The 15,549-nt window shown below is 40.4% G+C and carries 16 protein-coding genes and 1 pseudogene; 5 read left to right on the top strand and 12 right to left on the bottom strand.

The window, feature by feature from the left end; all coding sequences use genetic code 11:
* Positions 1–48: 48 nt before the first annotated feature.
* The 10 genes from FKZ59_RS11855 to FKZ59_RS11810 form a co-directional block, all read right to left on the bottom strand.
* Positions 49–933 carry a LysR family transcriptional regulator gene (locus FKZ59_RS11855; RefSeq protein ID WP_141602971.1) on the bottom strand — a complete coding sequence of 295 codons (885 nt, stop codon included), beginning with the start codon at positions 931–933 and terminating at the stop codon, positions 49–51.
* Positions 934–1,039: 106 nt separating this feature from the next.
* Positions 1,040–1,483, bottom strand: a complete 444-nt coding sequence (cbpB, locus tag FKZ59_RS11850) for a cyclic-di-AMP-binding protein CbpB (protein ID WP_141602970.1) — start codon at positions 1,481–1,483, stop codon at positions 1,040–1,042.
* Between the two features lie 160 nt (positions 1,484–1,643).
* Positions 1,644–1,892, bottom strand: coding sequence for a short-chain dehydrogenase (locus FKZ59_RS11845; protein WP_141602969.1), 249 nt, complete (start codon positions 1,890–1,892; stop codon positions 1,644–1,646).
* Between the two features lie 136 nt (positions 1,893–2,028).
* The gene (locus tag FKZ59_RS11840; protein ID WP_141602968.1) at positions 2,029–4,206 is read right to left on the bottom strand and encodes an RNA degradosome polyphosphate kinase; all 2,178 of its coding nucleotides are present in this window, start codon (positions 4,204–4,206) and stop codon (positions 2,029–2,031) included.
* Positions 4,207–4,212: 6 nt separating this feature from the next.
* A complete protein-coding gene (locus FKZ59_RS11835; RefSeq protein WP_141602967.1) occupies positions 4,213–5,748 on the bottom strand; it encodes a Ppx/GppA family phosphatase in 1,536 nt (511 codons plus the stop codon).
* Between the two features lie 133 nt (positions 5,749–5,881).
* The gene (locus tag FKZ59_RS11830; RefSeq protein ID WP_141602966.1) at positions 5,882–6,784 is read right to left on the bottom strand and encodes a chemotaxis protein; all 903 of its coding nucleotides are present in this window, start codon (positions 6,782–6,784) and stop codon (positions 5,882–5,884) included.
* 52 nt (positions 6,785–6,836) lie between these two features.
* Positions 6,837–8,153: an MFS transporter gene (locus FKZ59_RS11825; protein WP_141602965.1), complete on the bottom strand. Its 1,317-nt coding sequence runs from the start codon at positions 8,151–8,153 to the stop codon at positions 6,837–6,839.
* A 34-nt stretch (positions 8,154–8,187) separates the two neighbouring features.
* On the bottom strand, positions 8,188–9,057 hold the full coding sequence (locus FKZ59_RS11820; RefSeq protein ID WP_141602964.1) for an NAD(P)-dependent oxidoreductase: 870 nt from the start codon (positions 9,055–9,057) through the stop codon (positions 8,188–8,190).
* A gap of 223 nt (positions 9,058–9,280) precedes the next feature.
* Positions 9,281–9,445 carry an aspartyl-phosphate phosphatase Spo0E family protein gene (locus tag FKZ59_RS11815; RefSeq protein ID WP_141602963.1) on the bottom strand — a complete coding sequence of 55 codons (165 nt, stop codon included), beginning with the start codon at positions 9,443–9,445 and terminating at the stop codon, positions 9,281–9,283.
* A 41-nt stretch (positions 9,446–9,486) separates the two neighbouring features.
* Positions 9,487–9,675, bottom strand: a complete 189-nt coding sequence (locus FKZ59_RS11810) for a hypothetical protein (RefSeq protein ID WP_141602962.1) — start codon at positions 9,673–9,675, stop codon at positions 9,487–9,489.
* Between the two features lie 142 nt (positions 9,676–9,817).
* Between FKZ59_RS11810 and FKZ59_RS11805 the strand changes: the two genes are divergently transcribed.
* The 4 genes and pseudogenes from FKZ59_RS11805 (at position 9,818) to FKZ59_RS11790 (ending at position 13,222) form a co-directional block, all read left to right on the top strand.
* Positions 9,818–10,012 carry a YkvS family protein gene (locus tag FKZ59_RS11805; RefSeq protein ID WP_141602961.1) on the top strand — a complete coding sequence of 65 codons (195 nt, stop codon included), beginning with the start codon at positions 9,818–9,820 and terminating at the stop codon, positions 10,010–10,012.
* 65 nt (positions 10,013–10,077) lie between these two features.
* Positions 10,078–10,695, top strand: coding sequence for a CPBP family intramembrane glutamic endopeptidase (locus FKZ59_RS11800; protein WP_141602960.1), 618 nt, complete (start codon positions 10,078–10,080; stop codon positions 10,693–10,695).
* A gap of 54 nt (positions 10,696–10,749) precedes the next feature.
* The gene (locus FKZ59_RS11795; RefSeq protein WP_141602959.1) at positions 10,750–11,391 is read left to right on the top strand and encodes a hypothetical protein; all 642 of its coding nucleotides are present in this window, start codon (positions 10,750–10,752) and stop codon (positions 11,389–11,391) included.
* Between the two features lie 185 nt (positions 11,392–11,576).
* Positions 11,577–13,222: pseudogene (locus tag FKZ59_RS11790) on the top strand (IS1182 family transposase).
* Here the strand turns inward: FKZ59_RS11790 and FKZ59_RS11785 are convergent.
* Positions 13,214–13,639 carry a hypothetical protein gene (locus FKZ59_RS11785; protein WP_141602958.1) on the bottom strand — a complete coding sequence of 142 codons (426 nt, stop codon included), beginning with the start codon at positions 13,637–13,639 and terminating at the stop codon, positions 13,214–13,216. The pseudogene FKZ59_RS11790 and the gene FKZ59_RS11785 overlap by 9 nt on opposite strands.
* Positions 13,640–13,842: 203 nt before the next feature.
* Here FKZ59_RS11785 and FKZ59_RS11780 point away from each other — a divergent pair, with 203 nt between their 5' ends.
* Positions 13,843–15,042 (top strand): hypothetical protein, encoded by a 1,200-nt coding sequence (locus tag FKZ59_RS11780; RefSeq protein WP_141602957.1) that lies wholly within the window; start codon positions 13,843–13,845, stop codon positions 15,040–15,042.
* A gap of 306 nt (positions 15,043–15,348) precedes the next feature.
* Here the strand turns inward: FKZ59_RS11780 and FKZ59_RS11775 are convergent.
* Positions 15,349–15,549, bottom strand: a 201-nt coding sequence (locus tag FKZ59_RS11775; RefSeq protein WP_181733286.1) for a transposase, incomplete at its 5' end; no start/stop codon positions are given.

Here is a 15,549-nt window from a genome sequence, read left to right as displayed (position 1 = left end):
AAATCGGAAAATGCTCCGTATTCCTGATTTGCTATTACGATATGCCCTTCATGTTTCATTGACAGAATGGGCATGCTTTTTCACAATTTCAACAAAAGCCGCCACTTGCCGCAATTCGAAGGAAGATTCATAGCCGATCAGCCATGTGTCCCGGGTCAATCCGATATCCTTGTCGCCGGAAGTTAATGCGATTTTATTGACATTTTCTCCTCCGCTCAATGTAATGGACGGCAAAATGGCATAGCCGATGCCATTGAGGGCCATTTGCTTGCATGTTTCAATTTGATCCACAATAATTTGGCGTTTTGGACTGGAAGCAAAGTGCTCTTGCCACCAAACCTGGATTTCCTGATAATAATTGGAGTCGCTCTTGAATTGGATAAATGGCCGTTCCGTCGTCAACACTTCTTCCAATCTCTGGATTTCAGTATCCACCAAATACATCGTATCACGGAACAGATGCATTTTTTTTCCTTTCCACTCCGATTGCCCTCTGACAATTCCCACTTGGGCTTCCCCATCGTATATGGCCCTCACGATTTCTGAACTCCAACCGGTGATTAATGAAATTTTAACATCCGGATAAGTGTTGACAAACTCTTTCAGCACCTTCGGCAGCCAGTTAATCCCCACAATGGAAGCGCAGGCGACTTTTAATGTACCGTGTACCTTGGAATCAAGGGCCTGAATCTTTTCAAGCACCTCTTCCTTTTTTTGCAGCGTCTCGATGGCATATTGGATCACAAGTTCGCCGGCAGGAGTTGGTGTCAATCCCTTTTGGGAACGGATAAACAATTGGGTTCCCCAATATTTTTCGATCGATTGAAGACGCTGGGACAATGCCGGCTGTGTGATAAACAGCCGCTCGGCAGCCTTGCGCATATTCCGTTCTTCCGCCAATATTTTGATAATTTCCGCTTCTGATGTTGTCATCCAATCACTCCAAAAACTTCACTACCAAAGATTACAATACACAAAAACCTAATAAAAATCGACAAAATCCTCAGATTTAATGGATTTTGCCGATGAATTCCAACTTCTAATCTGAAGTCTGATAGATATATTTTTTTAATTGTTTTAAAATCACTCTTCTCGTTAAGATTCCAGCAAAGGTGCCATCATAATCAACCACACATAAAAAAGCGTGATTGATGACCAAATCCAACGCTTTTTGAAAAGTGTCGTCGATTTTTAAAATGGTTACATTTCGATCCATGCAGTCATCCACTTTGATTTGAGACAGTTTTTCATATTCTATTCGCTCAAGTCCAAGGATGGCTTCTGTAATTACCTTGGAACTGACTAACCCATGAATATGGAAATTTGTGTCTAATACCGGAACTTGAGAATATCCTGTTTTTGTAAGAACCAACAAAGCATGCTCTGCACTATTTCCAACTAAAACATGGGCCACTTTTTCCACCGGGATGATAAAGTCGCTGATCGGCGTTTCCAGGAAAGTGCGCTTCTTTGTAGAAATCAAAACCTTCAACCCCTTCCATAATGACCCGCTTAACACTATCATATCATATTTGACAGTTTTGTGACCATGACAATGGCACATGATTTTTGGGTTGAAGGTTTTTTATTTTAAAAACCGTTTTGCCGGGCGAAAAGCCCGGCATGCCTGCCAATATTAAAGTTTAATAGCCATATTTTGCCCATAAGAAAAAAATCATGATTCCTAAAAATAAGGTAAAAATGATATACATGATTATAATCGGATTCATTAAAATCGGATGATCCCGGATGATTTTGCTGATTGGAACATCAGTTTCCGTCACAGAAGAACGTTCTTCCGTTTTTTTCATTACACTTACAGTCATAAAATAGGAAACCGCAACAATAATGATGCATACAATCGTTGTCAGAACCGTCCATACATTATTCATCATCCTTCTCTCCCTTCTGCAACTTATAAATAGTATGCATCCTTTTCGCTCTTTTATTCTGCGCGTCGAAGGGAGATGAAAGGGATGTCGTCAAGGCGCTTTCATTTCATCATTCCGGTTCCGGAGTTCCCTTCCCCTATTCTTCCATTTTGGCGGAACTCATGGCTTCCAGCATAAATATTTCCTGGCTATTGATAACCGGATCGTCTTCTTTTCGCGCTTTATAACGGTATTTACCGGTCCTGTCAAGAATACGGGCTTTCGTATTATCCTCCAGCTGAGTGACAAAAATATGCATTATCCGATTCTTAATCTCTTCTGAATAGATTGGAAACAGGATTTCCACCCTGCGGACCATGTTTCTCGTCATCATATCCGCCGAAGACAAAAAGATTTTATTTTCCCCGTTATGATGGAACCAATAGATTCGGGAATGTTCCAGGAATCGCCCGACAATGCTGATGACCGTAATGTTATCGCTGATGCCGGGAATTCCGGGACGCAGACAACAAATGCCTCTTATGAGCAGTTCAATTTTTACCCCCTGGACGGAAGCCTCGTACAGTTTCATAATCAGCTCTTTATCGGTTAACGCGTTCATTTTGGCCCGGATAAAACCATTTCCGTATTTTTGGTGAAACTCGATTTCCTGATCGATCAATTCAATGAACTTTTCCCGGATATCGTAAGGGGAGACGACAATATGATGGAACTCCGGTTTTTCCGTATAACCGCTCAAATAGTTGAAAAAGTTCGTTGCATCAGCGCCAAATTCTTTGTCCGTTGTAATGATTCCCATATCTGTATAGATTTTGGCCGTCGCATCATTATAATTTCCGGTGCTTAAATGGACATAACGGTCGATTTTTCCGTTTCTTCTTCTTACGACCAGTGTAATTTTGGAATGGGTTTTTAATTTATGCATACCGTAAATGACCAGACAGCCGGACTGTTCCAGCTCCTTCGCCCAATGCACATTTTTTTCTTCGTCAAAGCGCGCCTTCAGCTCGACCAAAACGGTTACTTGTTTCCCTCTTTCGGCCGCCTTTTTCAAAGCCCGGATGATCGGTGAATTGCCGCTCACCCGATATAATGTCTGCTTGATGGCCAGCACATCCGGATCGTTGGCTGCTTCCGCGATAAATTCCACAATCGGCTCGAAAGATTCATAAGGATGATGGAAGAATAAATCCTTTTCCAGCGCCTTTTCAAATATCGTTTCATCCGATTCCAAATCATGCGGACGCTGGGGAATGAAGCTTTCAAACAGTAAATGTTCTTTCCCCTCCGACACCTTTTCCACAAAACCGAACAAAAATGTCAAATCGAGGGGACCGTTGATTCTATACACATCCGATTCGCCGATTTCGAACTCCTTTAATAAATATTGAAGCACCTCATCATCCATTTCCCTTTCGCGGACTTCCAGTCGGGTCCCCGTTCCCCATTTCCGTTTCTTCAGTTCCTTTTCGATTTCAGCGAGCAAGTCCTGGGCCCCTTCTTCATGAATCGTCAAATCCGCATTTCTCGTCAGCCGGAACGCCTGCACCGATTTTACGCGATAGCCGTAAAATAGTTGGTCCGCGTGGGAAGCAATCACATCTTCCAACAGAACAAACATTTTTTGATCCGGTCCGGCAGGCACTTCAATAAAGCGCTCCAAAACGGAAGGCACTTGCACGATGGCCACCTTTTCGTCGAAATCGCTGAAAAAACTTTCCGATTCAAGCATCACGAGCAAATTTAATGTTTTTCCAAGCAGCGTAGGAAACGGCCGGTAAGCGTCGACGGCTATGGGCGTTAATACAGGAAAGATGGTTTCTTCAAAATATTGATGGACATATTGCCGCTGTTCATCGGACAAAGATTTGAAATCGGTCAAATAAATATTTTCCCGCGGCAACAGTTCGAAAGCCAAATGTCTGAAAACTTCCATTTGCCTGCGGACGAGTGAAAGGGTCCTTTCACGGATTTTCTCCAATTGTTCCTTTGGGGTCAATCCCGATTTATTATCCGGTTTATGGAGTCCTGCCCGGACCTGGTCTTGAAGTCCGGCAACCCTTACCATAAAAAATTCGTCCAAATTGGAACTGAATATGGCAAGAAACTTTAGCCGTTCAAGGAGCGGATTGGATTCATCCTCCGCTTCCTCCAGCACCCGTTCGTTGAAAGCCAGCCAACTGAGTTCCCGATTGTAATAATAGATGGGTTTTGAAAGTTCCTTCAACAATTGTCGCCGGCTAATCCCTTTCCATTCATTCTGTTGGCCCGCATGCCCTTTTTCAGGAAAATTCCGCTCTGTATCCGTTGCCATCATTCATCACCCTTCGTTGATAAATTCAAGCTTAACTTTCTTTCTAAACAGTTTTTCAATATGTTTCTTTTGATTTTCCGCCCGGTAGATTTCTGCTGCCGTCCGATTTTTCAGGAAGATATAAAGAATGAGCATGTCCTCTTCCAATTCCATTTTAATGCTTTTTACAACATCTTTTTTGGAAACATTTAACGAATATACAAACTTTAATAAAGCACCAAACTTTTGCAGCGTTTTTAGCTCGTCACGGGTAAACCAGGAACGGAACGGCTTACTCAGGCGTCTGAAATAATCCTTGTTTTTATAAGAGGCCAGCAGGGCAACTTTTATGCGGTCTTTATGAAGCAGGCCGGGAACGGATTGATTGGCAATTAAATAAAAAGTATGCTGGTTGCTTGAATCCGTTTCAAAATAATCCCCGATCGAAAATAATCTTGCGGCTTTTTTCAATAATTGAAGATGACTTTCGCGGTGTTGCAGCAAATCCCATTGGCAGCTTTCCAAATAGAAATTTTCCGTCAACCTCACCATCGCGTCGACTTCCTGTGCGGTCCGTCCGCATTTATGGGCAAAATGGTTTGCGTATTCTTCAAATATTTGATCAATGCGGAAAGCTTCCGGATTGGCCTGCATCACGCTGTGGATGATCAATCCTTCCCTTAAACCGCTTTTGCTGACAAAAAAGGCATCCGTATTGACGATATCCATCAGGCTTTGAAATACGACCAGCGCAATTTCAATGATGTCCGCCCGATCCGAAGACAAGCCGTCCACTTGTTTCAGTTCATCCAATGTTTGTTTTCCCAAAAAACAATTTAATCGGTTGAACGCTTCCCGATCCATTTCATATTGATGGATTCCGGAAATCGGATACCCTGTCAAATGCTGATGGATATGGGCAAGATTTCTCGCGCTTCCTCCAATGCCGACAATCGGCAATCTCACATCTTTCATCCAGCTGTACTTTTCAAAATGATTTTTTAATGATTCAGATAAGCGGTTTTTTTCTTTCCTATTGATTTTCTCTCCTGAGACAAAACTTTGTTTCAATGAGACAGTGCCGAACGGAAAGCTGACGGTATGATGCAATTTTTTATTTACAAACAGCGTAATCTCCGTTGACCCGCCCCCGATATCGATGGTGATGGCGGCCGGAAGATCCATGGTATGGACGACTGCCAGATAACCGAAATAAGCTTCTTCATATTCGGACAACACTTCGACTTTGATGCCTGTCTGCTCTTCCATCTGCAAAAGGATGTCTTCTTTATTTCTTGCCTGGCGAATCGCAGCGGTCGCGACGGCTTTTACCTTCTCCACATTGAAATCTTCCATTATCTTTTTATAAGTGATCAAAGCATTTTTCAATACGTTGATTCCTTCTTCGGACAAGTTTCCATCCGGCTGCAGATATGTTCTTAGTCTGGCAACCGTCTTGATGTTGTTGATTTCCTGCAATCCTTCCCCTTTGCTATAGCGATAGATGACCAAACGGATGGTATTGGAACCGATATCGATGATGGCTGAATGGATTCCCTTCACTGAAGCAAATCCCTCCTCCCTTTCCAGGATTCCTGAGCGTTAACCTTATTTTCTCACAGAGTCGGTGCCCGTTCAAAGAATAAAAAATGCCGGAAGCCTTGCAGGCACCGGCATTCACAAAAGGATTCCCCATTCATAAAATTAATTCGTCGATTTTTAAAATCAACTCTTCTATTTCCGGTTTGGAAACTTGATCATCCGCACCGACTTCTTCCCCTTTGTGGCGGAGATCATCCGTAATCAAACTTGAAAAAATAACCACCGGAATCTTTTGCAAATCAGGATGGGTTTTAATTTTCTTTGTCAAATGATGGCCATCCATCTGAGGCATTTCAATATCCGTCACGATCAGATGGACGCGTTGGGCAATATCTTCGTTTCTTTCCAATAAAGATTCGAGATATTCATAAGCTTCTTTTCCGTTCTCGAAAAATTCCAAATTTACGTATCCCGCCTCGGTCAACGTCTCATTCAACAGTCGTCGCAGAAGGGGTGAATCTTCGGCCACGACAATTTTCTTCTCGGAACGTTCCCGCTTGCCAAGCTTTTTGACCGATTCCATCCGGATTCCCGTATCCGGATTGATATCAAGCAAAATCTTCTCGAAATCAAGCAATAAAATCATTGATTCGCCGATTTTGACGACGCCGATTACCTGGTTCGCGTTCCCTTTATACATGTCTGAAGGTTTCTCGATCTGGCTCCAGGAAACCCTGTGAATTTGCGTCACATTATCCACATGGAATACGACTTTTTGTTTGTTAAATTCCGCCACGATATATTTCTGTTGATTGCCGAAAGAGGCATTTTGCATGCCCAGCACTTTCAGCATATCCACGACAGGCAGCACTTCTCCCCGCAGCTGGATGATTCCTTCAATATGCGGGTGGGCATGGGGAATAAAGGTGACGGGTAGCGGCTGTATAATTTCCTTTACTTTGATGACATTGATTCCAAATTTGTTATTTCCTACTTCAAATTCAACGATTTCAATCTCGTTCGTGCCAGATTCCAACAAAATCCCTTTTTGTTCCATCCACATCATCCCTTCCTATACCGGTATATTGCAGAAAACGTTGCAGAAATTTCTAATGGGATAACCGCTCTTCCTGTTTTACTTGCAGATGAACGATTAATCCGACGACCGTCAATACCATCAACGAACCGAGGGCAACCCGTGATGCCAGAGGACCATGATCTTTCAGCAAAAAGGTGATGGTTCCATATAATGCCGGGCCGACAATGGACGATACTTTCCCGGAAAAAGCGAAGAGGCCGAAAAATTGCCCGCGCTTTTCTTCAGGGGAAAGCTCAATTATGAGGGTCCTTGATGTCACCCACATGGAACCGAGGGATACGCCAAACAAGCTGCCCGCCAGCCAAAACATCCATTCTTGCGTCGCAAATACGGCAATGAATAGCGCGATGATCATGATGAGGCTGACAATAGCCACAGCTTTTTTTGCACCAATCGCTTTCGTAATGTTGCCGAAAATGAAGGAGCCGATTACGGTGGAAATGGTGCTGACCAAATATAAGACGATAAATTGTCCCGAACTGAAGCCGATGATGACCGTCGCATAGATTGCCATCATGGCGATGGTCGTCTGAATGGCATCGTTTAAAAAGAAATATGCAATCATGAATGTGAAAATGGCTTTATATTTTTTCATGTCCTTAAATGTATCGACAATTTCTTTGTAACCTTTAATAAAGCTGGCCCTTTTTCTTTGTTCTTTCGGCAATGGCCGGTCTTTGATAAAGTAAAACAGCGGCAAGGAAAAGATGAGATAGAGGATGGCCGTTGGAATAAAGGCGCGATGAAAGCCGCCATCATCAACGAAGAAATAAACCAACAATCCGACAATCGTCCCCAAATATCCGACGGCTACCCCGAATCCCGAAATTAACGGGATTTCTTTCTTTGTACCGAGATCGCCCAACATCGTATCATAAAATACCAAACTCGAATTAAAGCAAAATTTTGCAATGACAAAACTGATGACTACAAGGCTCAGACTGAGGGGCATCCCTGAAATGGACAAGGAAGCATTGAAGGAAGCAAAAACCCCCATCATGAAAGTAAAAAAGATGGATATGGACGCAAACCAGACAATAAACCGTTTTTTATACCCCGTTTGGTCAATCCAAACACCGTAAAGCGGAGAAAACAGCACCAAAAAGAAACTTGCGCAGGCGTTCGCGTAAGAAATGAAAGTGCTTGCCACCTGCTCCATCACCCGGTCCTTTCCGAGGACTTCATCCATATAAAATGGAAAAAACACCGTATTAATGTTGGATGAAAAAATCGTATTCGCGAAATCGTACAACGCCCATGAAAGTATAGGAAGGGAAAAATACAACGCCAATTGATTCCTCGCGGCAACGCCTCTGCTTTTCTTCAATAATAACAGCCCCTATCAGTCGATAATTTCAGGCTCAAACAGGATAATATTTGATCAGTGCCTGAGTTCCGTAATCCCCGTAACCACGTTCCTGCAATGTTTCATACATTTCTTTCGCCAGTTTCAGGCCCGGCAGGTCCAATCCCATTCTTTCCGCTTCTTCCAAAGCAATTTTCATGTCTTTAATGAAATGTTTAATATAAAAACCGGGATCAAGATCTCCTTTCAGTATACGCGGCCCCAGATTCGTCAATGACCATGAACCGGCAGCCCCCGTTGAAACAGACCGCAATACTTTTTCCAAATCCAATCCTGCCTTGATTCCATAGGCAATGCACTCGCAAACCCCGATCATGTTCGTTGTCACCAGCAATTGATTGCACATTTTGGCATGCTGGCCCGCTCCGGCTTCCCCATGATAAACAATATTGGATCCAAAAAGTTCAAAAATTGGAAGCATTTCATGAAACACTTGTTCATCTCCGCCAACCATGATGGACAACGTACCGTTTCTTGCCCCGATATCTCCGCCTGACACCGGTGCATCAAGACTTTTGATCCCCTTTTCTTTTGCGGTTTCGTAGATTTTCTTTGCGAGGCTTGGCTTCGACGTTGTCATGTCGATGACGACGGAATTTTCTTTTGCCGTCTTGAATATCCCTTTATCCCCAAAATACACTTCTTCGACATCTTTCGGAAACCCTACCATTGTAAAAATGATGTCTTGATTCTCCGCAGCCAGAGCCGGAGTATCCGCCCATTCGGCTCCAAGTTCCAACAATGGATTCGCTTTTGCTTTCGTGCGGTTATAGACCGTCACTTCAAACCCTGCGTTTAATAAATGTTTGACAATGCCCGATCCCATCACACCTGTACCGATAAAGGCAATCTTTTCTTTTCTCAACTTTCCAACACCCCTTCATTCATATGAAATATATGTATATTTTACACTTTCTTGTAATGTACCATAGATTCAGGAAATTGTTGATAGGAAAATGCTTCTTTTGAAGGCAAAAAAAAGAGCAGCAAAATTGCTGCTTGAAAAGGGGGAAAATGAGAATGTTGCTGTGTTCATAAAATACTGTTTCCAATTAACGCAAAATTTATAACAGAAAATTGAAAAATTTTTATTTTTTCGCAATAAACAACCGGGACTTTTGAACATATTGATTGATAATTTGATCCAGCTCTCTGCTCAAACGAAGGGTCTTTGGGGATTGTAAGCCATTCTCCAATCCTGAACTTATCATTTTTTCACGAACGTGCTCCAATTGTGTCAATAGTTTTTCCATACGCTAATCCCCTCTTTCATTCAGCTGCGCGGCAGGAAGGCTTATGCACGCGGTTCATCCATATACCGGTAAACGACCCTGCCTCCCTGCTTTGCTTCACCGCGAAAATGTTTAAATTTTTCATCGTTGACGAGCACTTCACGAAATTCCATAAATTCATCCTTCGTAATTTCTATACTATCTATTTCCCCGTTTTTTAACTTTTCAATCATTATTTTATATTTATCCACGATTCTTCGCCTCCTCTATTCGAAAATGTTAAAAATGATTCAAAGATATTACAATGTTAGAAAATGTTCAAAAATCCCTTTACTTTTGTTCTATTATCATGCAAACTATCGTCATAGCAGCTAAAAAAGGAGGAACATCCCTATGAAAATCGCTGAAGTTGGAGATATTATCGAATTCAAAGACGGACTGCGGGGACTGGTTGAAAAAGTTAATGATAATTCAGTAATTGTCGATTTAACCATCATGTCGAACTATCGGGACCTTGATTTGGAAGAAAAAACGGTTGTTAACCATAAACGGTACAAAATTGTAAAATCTGCAAAGGATTCAGAGTAAAGATTTCTTCCCCTTTCATAGGGGGAGTTTTTTTTGTTAATATGATAACAAAGGAGGCAAGTGAAATGAAAGTTTCAAATAAGTTGATTGTTCTCCTTCTCTCTCTTGCTTTCATCTTTGTCAGCACGTTTTTTTCTTTTGAAGAAAAGAAAATCTTCTGGCACTTATATACGTTTACTCTCCTTGTCGGCATTGCGATTGCCATCCTGTTCGGTAAATTTAAAGACGAACTTCCAACTTGGAAATATATTTTATTCGGAATTGGTTTCGGCACCATTACTTATGGTGTCATCAGACTCGGTTATATACTGCTCAAATTCGTCGATTCCGGCTCTGTGAAAGCGATTAAAAAATTTTTGGCAACTTACGGACCGAATAATATTTGGCATTACCTATTGCTCGTTTTCATTATTGTCATCGGTGAAGAACTGTTTTGGCGCGGGTATGTACAGAACGCTCTGAAACAGTATTTCTCCCCGATTCTGTCCTGCCTTATTGCAAGCATTTTGTTTGCTGTCGCGATTGCCTTAGGCGGGTCCATTCCCGTCGTCATTTGCGCATTTCTCATCTCCGTTATTTTCGGTCTGTTATATGAATGGAAACAAAGCATGCCTCTGGTGATTGTCGCACACGAAGTTTTCGTATTGCTGCTGTTTTTAATTTTGCCGTTTATTCGCTATTGATTAAAGGAAACTTTGCGGGCCGCAAAAACGTCTTATTGAAAAGGAGGAAAGATGATGAAGAAATTATCGTTTTTATTGACATCCCTATTGTTGATATTGGCTCTTGCCGGCTGCGGTACGGCGGGAGAACAAAACGGCGATTCCGATTCAGCAAAAGAGCCAGAAGAAGAAACAAATGCAAAAGATGAAGGAACGGCAGAGAAAGAGAAGCAAGCTGATGAAAACGACCAGTCAGTTGAACAAAAAAATCCTGCTCAATCAGAAAACGGCGATCCTTTAGAAAATGCCAACGTAGTGGAGGAAGAACAATATACAATTCAAGTGTTGGATGGCTATGAACTGACTAAAGAAGAACCGGGCAAAGAAGTGCTTTTCCTTAAAGAAAACGATGCCGTTTTTATGCGAATCGAGGCTGTTTCAAAAAACGATGCCGCTTTTGATGATCTCGTAAAAAATACAGAGGAGACTATGGCGGCAATCGGCCAATACAAGCCTTACGATCTCAGCGATGCATTAAAAGCTCATCCGGAAATCTCAAATTCCGCGGCATATATTTCGAAACTTGATAATGAACAAGTAATTGGAATTGTTTATGAGAAAAACAATCTTCTCGTGCGGCTGACGATTTATGACCAAAGCGATTATAATTCCACAAACGATTTCATCCGGATGGGATTGTCAATCAAAGGAAAATAATTGTACGACAATAATTTCAAAGAAAACAAAAAGAGGCTGGGACAAAACCCCCTCTAAAATGGAAACAGCCCATGAAATTTTGGAATGAAATTTCATGGGCTGTTCTTCATTTTTTCAATAAAAATAAGGACCTCTTCTGTTAAAATTAAGTTACCACACCAAACCTAACAGAAAGAAGGGTCCTTATGTTCAAATATTATAACATGAATCAATTAGTTTTGCCTCTAGATTTAGAAATAAAATTACAAGAAAATGATATTGCCTTCCACATTCACCATTTAGTTGAAAGTATCCCCGATGAAGCCTTTCAGCCGTTTCTTCGAAATACAGGTTGTCCTGCTTATCATCCACGCATGATGCTAAAAATTATTTTGTGTGCTTATTCCCAATCAGTCTTTTCAGGTCGGAAAATTGAAGCCCTTTTAAAGGACAGTATTCGGATGATGTGGTTGGCACAAGGCTATGAACCAAGTTATCGGACAATCAATCGTTTTCGTGTACATCCGGAAGTAAAAGAATTAATTCGTCAATGTTTTGTCCAATTCCGTTGCCAACTGGTGGAAGAAAAATTAATTGATCAAGAAGCAATTTTCATTGACGGTACAAAGATTGAAGCGAATGCCAACCGATTTACTTTTGTGTGGAAAAAATCCATTGAAAAATACAACAAAAGCTTAATTGAAAAATCCAATCAGCTCTACAACGAACTGTTAGAGAAGGAAATCATCCCTGAAATGGAGCGGGAAAATGAGGGAGAACTGTCCGTTGAAGAACTCGCTCAAATGGTGCAACAAGTCGATGAAGTGATTACGGAATATGACCAAAAGATAGAAGCATCGCCCGATGCCACAGAACGAAAAGCATTAAGAAGCGAACGGAAATATCCGAAGCGAGTGTACAAACAGTTGATTGACTTGATTTTACGTAAACAAAAGTATCAAAAAGACTTCGAAATCTTGGGTGAACGGAATAGTTATTCCAAAACAGACTTAGATGCGACGTTCATGCGAATGAAAGACGACTATATGAAAAACGGTCAATTGAAGGCTGGATACAACGTATAAATCGCAACAGAAGGTCAATACGCACTGGCTTATGGCATTTTTCCAAATCCTACCGATACACGTACATTGATTCCGTTCTTGAATGAGATTGAGAAGCATTATTTTCCATTGCCAAAAATATTGTCGCAGATGCTGGTTATGGTAGTGAACAGAACTATGAGGACATCCTTTCGAATCGAAAATGTGAGGCACTTATTCCATATACCATGTATGAGAAAGAACAAAAGAAGAAATATAAACAAAACCCATTTCATCCAGACAATTGGATGTACGACGAAGAAAGTGATACCTACACGTGTCCGAATCAGCAGCGGGTAACCTTCCGATATCGTTCTGTACGTACCGATAAGACCGGTTTCAAACGAGAATTGAAAATCTATGAATGTGAAAACTGTTCGGGATGTCCATTCCGTTCTTCATGTACAAAAGCAAAGGAAGGCAACCACCGAAAAGTCATGGTGAATGAAAAATGGGAACGACAAAAAGAATATGTAAGAGCGAAGCTTTCAGAAGAAAAAGCAGGTTCTATTTTCCGTCAACCTAAAATGGACGTAGAACCAGTTTTTGGATTCTTGAAGGCTAATTTGCGTTTCACTCGATTTTCCGTCCGAGGCAAATCGAAGGTGGAAAATGAAATGGGGATTGCCTTAATGGCCGTGAATTTACGGAAATACACGGCCAACAAAGATCAACTGACCAAAAATAATGGAGAGAAATGGAAAAAGGAGAATTTGAGTTGGCTCAAATTCTCCTTTTTCCTATCTTGAAGCTAGTTTTTTTTTGTTGAAAAATTTAATTGTGTAAACTATGAAATACAAAATAATGTATGGAACAATAATGTACAAAGTAATTACCAACATATCATCTTTATATTCAGCAATTTCTTCTAATAGAGTTAAAGGTCTACCATCGTATACAATATCTTTAAAAGAAAATATGAAATGATCAACAGTCAAATCAGCGAGCATGATTATAATCAAATATGCAATGTAGATGAGTGTATTGATAACGAATTTGAATCTTCTTTTTGAATTTATTGATTCTATCAAAATAACAAAAAATACAAAGGAAATAGCCAGCATTATGATTTCATTAAATTCAACATACCCTGAATTATCAATCAATAATGCAAAGACTATAATAAAATTTATAACTGCCAGTATAATCAAATTTTTCTTTTTCATCCTTTTTTCCCCTCTCCCAATATAGTAGTTTCAATTTTAACAAAAAAAATAATTTTTAAAAAATAAAATTAGATTTTTTCAAACAATTTAAATGTTTTTTTACAAAATTAAGAATTTTTGGATATTATTCTTTACATATAACCTAATCATTGGTATATATCGATATATTATGGAATTGTTTCAAAGGAATAGGGGGTATTTTGGTGAAGAAAAAAACATTTTTTACTGTAGCAGTGACTGTCATCATGTTATTCAGTTTAGCTACAAATCATGCTTTTGCATGGAGTTACAGTAATTATAATTACGGATCTTATGTTCCAAAGTCGGGAACTGGTACAGCAACTACGTATTACGACTCAAGAAATTTCTTACAAACGAGAATTGATTTCAAGTTTGATAGTTATAATGTCAGCTCCATAATCAGTTACAACAAAGGCAATGGCACTGGCGGAAGCTGTCCAGGATATAATGCATATGTGACTTTGGATCAAACTGCTATTCCTGATGGTTCATCCTTAAAAATTTCCGCATGGGAGGTGCTTACTAATCTGCCAAATCCCAAAGTGGACATTGAAGATAATAATCTCTGGGGAGCTGATGATGAATCAGAAGTGGTTGCACTAGGGACTGTCGTTGCTGATAAAGCTTATTATATGACAACTAAATGGCTTGATAATCGTGGAGGTAAATCAACAGATAGCGGCAGAATTCAAGCTCAATTTGCCATGAGCAAAAAAGGTATTTTGGACTATAACAACTGCACTCAATCTTCAACAGTACAGCACACATTCACTTATGGTGATAACCAAGGTAAAGTTGCTTCTATTCAACCTCAAATAACAAAAAGTCTAAAAGCAGTAGCTAGTACAACTGTGCCGGTATCTAATACAACAAGTACTACAAATTCTCAATCTGACTCTCAAGTCATTACTGAATATAAAGCTATTGAACCAACAGAAGATGGGATTACAAAATATAAATCAAAACAAAAAGAGATAACTAAGAAATTAAAATCTAATAAAAAAATTAATGACATTGCAGTCACAGTTACTTTTGCTGAACCATTAAGTTTTGATGAAGTTAAAACAATTACTGAAAAATACAATGTTAATATTGAAGAATTGGAAGCAAGATCAATAGACAGTAATGGCGACAGAATCACTCATGCTATTAAAGGATTGAACAAGTCATTATCTCAAGATGGAAGTAATTTCATAGGATATACTAGTTTACAGGGATATGTTTCATCAGAAAATATTTTTGGTTTAGAATCAGAGGAAAAAATTTTCTTAGTTGATGCCAGTGGAGACAATAATGTAACAGAATTAGAGAAAGACAATTTCGCAGTTCCTCTTACATGGTATTTAGAAGATTTGAATCCTGAAAAACATTTAAAGAAATAAAACCTTTAATTTAAAATAAGATTGGTTTCGACAGTTTCATTCTGTTATTTTATTTATTAAATGTGCAAAAGGACCGGATTCTTGAAGGCTAATTTGGGTCAAGTCCAAATTATTGTGTAAATTCCCCTTTGATAGACAACATGGACCTGATGACTTGACGTATGGTAGGTAAGACCGGAAAGTCTCCCTGCCGGTCGCCTTCCCGGACAAATGATCATGTTGTCAAGGAACAGGCGTGTCAAGGAGCTTTCGCGGCAACTCCTCGCTTCCGAGGTATTCCACGTTCTCCTTGACACGGCGTAGAGGTTATCCCATTCTCTTGATCGCCGGAGCCTCCTGATTCACCGATCGGACTCCTTGCTCTTTCGTTTTCCGCCACCGCCAATATTCAGCCATATCCAAGTATTTGCGCCCTGACATCCATTTTTCATCGATTTCGATCAACACGGCACCAACGAGGCGATACACCGATTCCCGGTTCGGAAAGATGCGGATGACCCGTTCTCT

Source organism: Ureibacillus terrenus (assembly GCF_006569205.1).
In the GTDB taxonomy this organism is placed as follows: domain Bacteria; phylum Bacillota; class Bacilli; order Bacillales_A; family Planococcaceae; genus Ureibacillus; species Ureibacillus terrenus.
The sequence above is the reverse complement of the archived record's forward strand: the minus strand, read 5'-3'. Positions and strand labels throughout refer to the sequence as shown.

Coding starts and splice junctions, on each gene's coding strand:
- FKZ59_RS11800 (WP_141602960.1), top strand. CDS start 10,078: ATGAAAGTTTCAAATAAGTTGATTGTTCTCCTTCTCTCTCTTGCTTTC.
- FKZ59_RS11795 (WP_141602959.1), top strand. CDS start 10,750: ATGAAGAAATTATCGTTTTTATTGACATCCCTATTGTTGATATTGGCT.
- FKZ59_RS11815 (WP_141602963.1), bottom strand. CDS start 9,445: ATGGAAAAACTATTGACACAATTGGAGCACGTTCGTGAAAAAATGATA.
- FKZ59_RS11845 (WP_141602969.1), bottom strand. CDS start 1,892: ATGAATAATGTATGGACGGTTCTGACAACGATTGTATGCATCATTATT.
- FKZ59_RS11805 (WP_141602961.1), top strand. CDS start 9,818: ATGAAAATCGCTGAAGTTGGAGATATTATCGAATTCAAAGACGGACTG.
- FKZ59_RS11830 (WP_141602966.1), bottom strand. CDS start 6,784: ATGGAACAAAAAGGGATTTTGTTGGAATCTGGCACGAACGAGATTGAA.
- FKZ59_RS11785 (WP_141602958.1), bottom strand. CDS start 13,639: ATGAAAAAGAAAAATTTGATTATACTGGCAGTTATAAATTTTATTATA.
- FKZ59_RS11840 (WP_141602968.1), bottom strand. CDS start 4,206: ATGGCAACGGATACAGAGCGGAATTTTCCTGAAAAAGGGCATGCGGGC.
- FKZ59_RS11855 (WP_141602971.1), bottom strand. CDS start 933: ATGACAACATCAGAAGCGGAAATTATCAAAATATTGGCGGAAGAACGG.